Source organism: Qipengyuania sp. (assembly GCF_042095715.1).
GTDB lineage: Bacteria > Pseudomonadota > Alphaproteobacteria > Sphingomonadales > Sphingomonadaceae > Qipengyuania.
Map to the genome: position 1 here is coordinate 1 of NZ_JBELMO010000137.1, position 3,212 is coordinate 3,212.

3 protein-coding genes are annotated in these 3,212 nt (G+C 64.0%); 1 reads left to right on the forward strand and 2 read right to left on the reverse strand.

What is annotated here, in order from left to right:
- Positions 1 to 432, forward strand: a 432-nt coding sequence (locus ACFDTG_RS16505; RefSeq protein ID WP_375292007.1) for a 23S rRNA (guanosine(2251)-2'-O)-methyltransferase RlmB, incomplete at its 5' end; no start/stop codon positions are given.
- A 78-nt stretch (positions 433 to 510) separates the two neighbouring features.
- On the opposite strand, the gene ACFDTG_RS16510 is transcribed toward ACFDTG_RS16505, so the two are convergent.
- Both ACFDTG_RS16510 and lon read right to left on the reverse strand, forming a co-directional pair.
- On the reverse strand, positions 511 to 783 hold the full coding sequence (locus ACFDTG_RS16510; RefSeq protein ID WP_375292008.1) for an HU family DNA-binding protein: 273 nt from the start codon (positions 781 to 783) through the stop codon (positions 511 to 513).
- A 187-nt stretch (positions 784 to 970) separates the two neighbouring features.
- Positions 971 to 3,212, reverse strand: a 2,242-nt coding sequence (gene lon / locus ACFDTG_RS16515; RefSeq protein WP_375292009.1) for an endopeptidase La, incomplete at its 5' end; no start/stop codon positions are given.

Consider the following 3,212-nt stretch of genomic DNA (forward strand, 5'->3'; position numbering starts at 1 on the left):
GTGACCGATCCACACAATCTGGGCGCGATCATGCGCTCGGCCGCCGCCTTCGGTGCCGCCGCGCTGGTTACGCAGGATCGGCACGCACCGCCCGAAGGGGGCGTGGTGGGCAAATCCGCGAGCGGAGCGCTGGAGGTGGTACCCTGGGTACGCGTGGTCAATCTCGCCCGCGCACTCGAACAGATTGCCGAGGCGGGCTACTGGCGTATCGGCCTAGCCGGCGAGGCGGAGACAACCCTGGCCGAAGCACTCCCCGCAGGCCCGGTGGCGCTTGTCCTGGGGGCGGAGGGGCCAGGTATGAGGCACAATATCGCATCGCATTGCGACGCGCTGGCGCGGCTGCCTATCAGCGGTGCGGTGGAAAGCCTCAATGTCTCGAACGCCGGAGCGATCGCTCTTTATGCCATCGCGGCGCGGGTAACCCCAACATAAAGAAAACGCCGCGCCGGCAGGGAGCCGGGCGCGGCGTCATCCTTTAGGGCCGAACGACCGGCCCGCGAAATTCCGAATTCAGTTCACCGAATCCTTCAGGCCCTTCCCGGCCTTGAACTTGGGCTGGTTCGACGCCTTGATCTGCATCGGCTCCCCGGTGCGGGGGTTGCGTCCGGTCGAAGCCTTGCGCTTTGCCACCGAAAACGTGCCGAAGCCCACGAGGCGAACTTCGTCACCGCTCTTCAGGGCGGATGAAATCGAGTCGAAAACGCATTCGACCGCGCTGGAGGCCTGGCTCTTGGTGAGCCCGCTGGCGTCGGCGACCGCGCCGATCAGGTCGTTCTTGTTCATCTTGGCAGTAAACCCCCTTAAGGTTGGATCGATACCGCAGCCTCCGGCGTGACTCGCCGGGCGCGAAGCGCGGACGTTGAACGCCTTCGCCCTGCCCTGTCAAAGCCGAATCACCGCAAACGGCCCAGACGAGGCAAAAATCGCGCTGGAGCGGCCTACTGGGCCGTTGCGTAGGTATTTCCGCGGATCAGTGGGCCGTCGGCGGGGCTGCCGGGTGGGCCTGCGAAACCACGGGCTGGCTCGAGAGATCGTCCGCCTCCGTCCACTCGATCGCTTCCAGCGGTGCCACGAGCGCGTGTTCCAGCACCTCGTCGACATGGCGCACCGGGACGATTTCCAGGCGGTCCGTGATGGTCTTGGGAATTTCCGCCAGGTCCTTCACGTTTTCCTCGGGAATGAGGACCGTCGAGATCCCCCCGCGCAACGCCGCGAGAAGTTTCTCCTTCAATCCGCCGATCGCCAGGACGCGCCCGCGCAACGTAACCTCGCCGGTCATTGCAACATCGGGTCTCACTGCTACGCCGGTCAGCGTGGACACGATCGAGGTGACCATGCCTATGCCGGCGCTGGGTCCGTCCTTGGGCACCGCGCCTTCGGGCAGATGGATATGGATGTTCTTGCGGTGAAACAGGCTGGGCTTGATACCATAAGCCGGGGCGCGCGCCTTCACGAAGCTGAAGGCTGCGGCGACGCTTTCGTTCATGACCTCGCCCAGCTTGCCGGTGGTCTTGACCTCGCCCTTGCCCGGCGTGGTCACGCTCTCGATGGTCAGCAACTCGCCACCCACCTCGGTCCAGGCAAGGCCGGTTACCGCCCCGACCTGCGCATCTTCCTCGCCCATTCCGTGCTTGAATTTGCGCACGCCTGCGAAATCCGAGAGGTTTTCGGGCGTGATAGTGACCGCGGAATCCTTGCCCTCGAGAATGCGGCGCAAGCTCTTCCTCGCCAGTCGCGCAATCTCGCGCTCCAGCGTGCGCACCCCGGCCTCGCGGGTGTAATAGCGGATCAAGTCGCGCAGGGCAGGCTCGGTAAGCGTGAACTCCTCGGGCTGAAGCCCGTGCTGGGCGATCTGCTTGTCCAGCAGATGCCGCTGCGCGATCTCCACCTTCTCATCCTCGGTATAGCCTTCGAGCCGGATGATCTCCATGCGATCCAGCAGCGGCTGGGGCAGGTTCAGGCTGTTGGCCGTACACACGAACATCACGTCGCTGAGGTCGTAATCGAGCTCAAGGTAGTGATCCTGGAACTTCGCGTTCTGTTCGGGATCGAGCACCTCGAGCAGGGCCGATGCCGGGTCGCCGCGAAAATCCTGGCCCAGTTTGTCGATCTCGTCGAGCAGGAACAGCGGATTGCTCTTGCCAGCCTTGCGCAGGTTGGAAACGATCTTGCCCGGTAGCGAGCCGATGTACGTGCGCCGATGCCCGCGAATCTCGGCCTCGTCCCGAACACCGCCCAGCGACTGGCGCACGAACTTGCGGCCCGTGGCCCTGGCGATGGATTTCCCGAGCGAAGTCTTGCCCACGCCCGGAGGGCCGACGAGGCACAGGATCGGCCCCTTCAGCTTGTTGGTCCTCGCCTGAACGGCCAGATATTCGATGATCCGGTCCTTGACCTTCTCCAGCGCATAATGATCCGCGTCGAGGATCTCCTGCGCCGTGCCGATGTCCTTCTTGACCTTGCTCTTCTTGCCCCACGGCAGGCCGAGCAGCACGTCGAGATAGTTGCGCACCACTGTGGCTTCCGCGCTCATCGGCTGCATGCCCTTGAGCTTCTTGAGCTCGCTCTCGGCCTTCTCGCGCGCTTCCTTGCTAAGCTTGGTCTTGGCGATCGTCTCCGCCAGCTCGCCCAATTCGTCGGTGTCGTCGTCACCGCCGCCCAGCTCGTTCTGGATCGCCTTGAGCTGTTCGTTGAGGTAATACTCGCGCTGGTTCTTCTCCATCTGCCGCTTCACGCGACCACGGATCTTGCGCTCGACCTGAAGGACGGAGAGTTCGCCGTCCATGAAAGCCAGCACCATCTCCAGCCGCTTGAGCGGATCGGGTTCGGTCAGCAGCGCCTGCTTGTCGGACACCTTCACGCCGATGCCCGCGGCAATCGTATCCGCCAATTCGTTGGCGTCGTCGATTTCGCGAAGCGCCTGGCCGCTTTCCTCGTCCAGGTTCTTCTTGTGCTTGGCGTATTCGGTGAACTGCTCGACCACCTGGCGCATCATGGCGGTCACTTCCGTGCCGGCGGCGCTACGCGCGGGCACCTCGGCCACCTGGGCCAGAACATAGTCACCCTTTTCCTCGAGACCTTCCAGCGTCACGCGGTTGGCGCCCTCGACCATCACACGCACGGTGCCATCTGGCAGCTTGAGCATCTGGAGGACCTGCCACTTGGCTGCGCGCCGGACCACCTTGCCCCAGGTCCATGGCGCGGCATCGAGC